This window comes from Streptomyces sp. NPDC059917, from assembly GCF_042730635.1.
GTDB lineage: Bacteria > Actinomycetota > Actinomycetes > Streptomycetales > Streptomycetaceae > Streptomyces.
The window spans coordinates 1-4,105 of the sequence record NZ_JBHWLC010000176.1; the positions used below are offsets into that span (position 1 = coordinate 1).

General features: G+C 72.3%; 2 protein-coding genes. Both read left to right on the forward strand.

The window, feature by feature from the left end; translation table 11 throughout:
• Positions 1-130 precede the first annotated feature (130 nt).
• A complete protein-coding gene (locus ACFWAR_RS39250) occupies positions 131-2,953 on the forward strand; it encodes a DNA translocase FtsK (protein WP_385788485.1) in 2,823 nt (940 codons plus the stop codon).
• Between the two features lie 227 nt (positions 2,954-3,180).
• On the forward strand, positions 3,181-4,071 hold the full coding sequence (locus ACFWAR_RS39255; RefSeq protein WP_385788488.1) for a RodZ domain-containing protein: 891 nt from the start codon (positions 3,181-3,183) through the stop codon (positions 4,069-4,071).
• Positions 4,072-4,105: the final 34 nt, after the last annotated feature.

Below are 4,105 nucleotides of genomic sequence, written 5' to 3' on the forward strand. Positions count from 1 at the left end.
GAGCGGGGCCGGGTGCTGAGGGCGCGTCAGCTCTGGCCGTACGTCAAATGACGCACCGGAGTTCCGACACGAACGGGTGAAGGGGTGGGCACGCGTGTCCACCGGCACGCGCACCGGTAACCTCGGGCCCATGGCCTCACGTACGTCCGGCAAGGGTTCCCAGAGCGCCGCGGGTGCCGCGAAGGCCCGCACCGGCCGTACGACGGCGCCGGCGAAAAAGGCTGCGCAGCCCGCGGGCAAGCCGCCAGCGAAGAAGGCCGCGGGCGCCAAGCGCGCCCCGGTCCGCAAGGTCGCGCCCAAACCCGCACCGTCCCCGACCGGGGGCGTGGTGCGGCTGGTGCGCGCCCTCTGGCTCGGCCTCGCGCACGCCGTCGGGGCGGTCTTCCGCGGCATGGGCCGCGGGGCGAAGAACCTCGACCCGGCCCACCGCAAGGACGGCGTCGGGCTGCTCCTGCTCGCCCTCGCGCTGATCGTCGCCGCCGGAACCTGGTCGAACCTGAGCGGTCCCGTGGGCGATCTGGTGACGATGCTGATCACCGGCGCCTTCGGACGGCTCGACCTGCTGGTCCCGATCCTGCTCGGGGTCATGGCGGTGCGCTTCATCCGCCACCCCGAGCAGAGCGACGCCAACGGCCGGATCGGCATCGGGCTGACCGCCCTGGTCATCGGCGTCCTCGGGCTGGTCCACATCGCCTGCGGCGCGCCCGGCCGGGACGAGGGCACCACCGCCATGCAGAACGCGGGCGGCCTGATCGGCTGGGGCGCCTCCAAGCCGCTGATCTTCACCATGGGCGCGCCGCTGGCGGTGCCGCTGCTGGTGCTGCTCACGGTCTTCGGGCTGCTGGTGGTCACCGCGACCCCCGTCAACGCCATCCCGCAGCGGCTGCGCCGACTGGGGATCCGGCTCGGCGTGATCGCGCCCAACGAGTACGACCGGGCGTACGCCGAGCAGGAAGGCGAGCGCCACGACCCCGAGCGCTGGCGGGCCAACGGGCAGGGCGCCCCCGCCTTGGACCCGGCCACCCCCGCGGAGTCGGCGGAGGAGGAGGCGCTCGCCGCCCGGCGGCGCCGGCCCCGACGGGCACCCGGGCGCCCCGCCATGGACCGCGAGATGGACGCGGTGGACGTCGCCGCGGCCGCGGCGGCGGCCCTGGACGGGGCGGTGTACGGCGGCATGCCGCCCTCCCCGCTGGTCGCCGACCTGACCCACGGGGTCACGCCCGCGCACGAGGGCGTCGAGGTCACCGCGCCGGTGCCCACCGCCCGGGAGGAGCGCGGCGAGCAGCGGGCCGCGGCGCCCGCGGCCCCGTCCAGCCCGACGACCGCCCCGCTCCCGCCCGTACCCGCCGCCCCGCCCGCTCCCGCAGCCCCGCCGGTCCCGGCGGCGGCCGGTCCGGTCGGCGTGCCCGATCTGACCAAGGCCCCGCCGCAGACCCAGGCGCTGCCGCCGCGGGCCGAGCAGCTCCAGCTGCGCGGGGACATCACGTACTCGCTGCCCTCGCTCGACCTGCTGGAGCGCGGTGGACCCGGCAAGACCCGCAGCGCCGCGAACGACGCGGTGGTCGCCTCGCTGAGCAACGTCTTCATGGAGTTCAAGGTCGACGCGAAGGTCACCGGCTTCACCCGGGGGCCGACGGTGACCCGCTACGAGGTGGAGCTGGGCCCGGCGGTCAAGGTCGAGCGCATCACGGCGCTGGCCAAGAACATCGCCTACGCCGTGGCCTCGCCCGACGTGCGGATCATCAGCCCGATCCCGGGCAAGTCGGCGGTCGGCATCGAGATCCCGAACACCGACCGCGAGATGGTCAACCTCGGCGACGTCCTGCGCCTGGCGGACGCGGCGGAGGACGACCACCCGATGCTCGTCGCGCTCGGCAAGGACGTCGAGGGCGGCTACGTCATGGCCAACCTCGCGAAGATGCCGCACGTGCTGGTCGCCGGCGCCACCGGCTCCGGAAAGTCCTCCTGCATCAACTGCCTGATCACCTCGGTGATGGTGCGGGCGACCCCCGAGGACGTCCGGATGGTGCTGGTCGACCCCAAGCGGGTCGAGCTGACGGCCTACGAGGGCATCCCGCACCTGATCACGCCGATCATCACCAACCCGAAGCGGGCCGCCGAGGCCCTCCAGTGGGTCGTGCGCGAGATGGACCTGCGCTACGACGACCTGGCCGCCTTCGGCTACCGGCACATCGACGACTTCAACAAGGCCATCCGCGACGGCAAGATCAAACTGCCGCCGGGCAGCGAGCGCGAGCTGAGCCCCTACCCGTACCTGCTGGTGATCGTCGACGAGCTCGCCGACCTGATGATGGTCGCCCCGCGCGACGTGGAGGACTCGATCGTCCGCATCACCCAGCTGGCCCGCGCGGCCGGCATCCACCTGGTGCTGGCGACCCAGCGCCCGTCGGTGGACGTGGTGACCGGTCTGATCAAGGCGAACGTGCCCTCGCGGCTCGCCTTCGCGACCTCCTCGCTCGCGGACAGCCGGGTCATCCTCGACCAGCCCGGCGCCGAGAAGCTCATCGGAAAGGGTGACGGGCTGTTCCTGCCGATGGGGGCGAACAAGCCCACCCGGCTCCAGGGCGCCTTCGTCACCGAGGAGGAGATCCAGGGGATCGTCCAGCACTGCAAGGACCAGATGGCACCCGTCTTCCGGGACGACGTCACGGTCGGGCAGAAGCAGAAGAAGGAGATCGACGAGGAGATCGGCGACGACCTCGACCTGCTGTGCCAGGCCGCCGAACTGGTCGTCACCACGCAGTTCGGCTCCACCTCCATGCTCCAGCGCAAGCTCCGGGTCGGCTTCGCCAAGGCCGGGCGGTTGATGGACCTCATGGAATCGCGCGGCATCGTCGGCCCCAGCGAGGGCTCCAAGGCGCGCGACGTGATGCTCAAAGCGGACGAGTTGGACGGGGTCCTCGCGGTCATCCGGGGAGAGACCGGACCGTGACCCGGTCGTAAAGAATCCCGGGGCAACCGTTTCCCCTGGTCGCTCGTCAAGTTGAGGAAAGGGGTGGCGCCGCGCGCCCCGCGCGCCGCGGATCCGCACGGACGCGGCACGCGAGCACCGATGCCATTCGGATGGCGTACGGAGGTCACCCTCCGGTTGCTCCACCCTTTCGTCACCCCCCTAGACTGGACATCCAGCAGGTGGCTACACGCTCGAAAGGCGCCCCCGTGTCCATCGGCAACTCCAAGTCCCCCGAAGATGACCGGCCTTCGACCGACGACGTGATCGTCGAGCGGCCCGCCGCCGGTCCGTCCATCGGGACGGCCCTCCAGCAGGCCCGGATCGCCGCCGGGCTCACCGTCGACGAGGTCAGTTCCACCACCCGCGTGCGCATCCCGATCGTGCACGCGATCGAGCAGGACGACTTCACGCGCTGCGGCGGCGACGTCTACGCCCGTGGCCACATCCGTACCCTCGCCCGCGCCGTGCACCTCGATCCCGAACCCCTGGTCGAGAGCTACGACGCCGCCCACGGGGGTCGCCCGGCGCCGACCCCCGCCGCCCCGATGTTCGAGGCCGAGCGGATCCGTCCCGAGCGGCAGCGGCCCAACTGGACCGCCGCCATGGTCGCGGCGATCGTCGCCGTGATCGGATTCGTCGGCTTCACCGCCCTCAAGGGCGGCGACGACGACACCAAGCGGCCGATGGCGGAAGGTTCCGCCTCCCCGCAGCCCGCACCCAAGCAGCCCGGCGCCAAGCCGGCCAAACCGGCCGCGCCCCAGCAGACCCCGCAGGCACCCAAGCCCGAGCCCTCGGACAGCGCCATCGCGGCCGCCCCGAAGGACCTGGTCACGGTCGTCCTGACGGCCAGCACCGGCGAGAGCTGGATCTCCGCGAAGGACCACAGCGGTCGTCTGCTCTTCGACGGAACCCTCCAGCCGGGTGACACCAAGACCTTCACCGACAAGCAGTCCATCGATCTCGTGCTCGGCGACGCCGGGGCCGTCCAGCTGTTCGTGAACGGCAAGGAGATCAAGGGCGGCTTCGAGTCGGGCCAGGTCGAGCGCCTCACCTACACCAAGGACGATCAGCGTCAGGGCCCCGCGCAGGCGGGCTGACCGGCCGTTTCACCCCTTCCGGCGGACCCCGGGG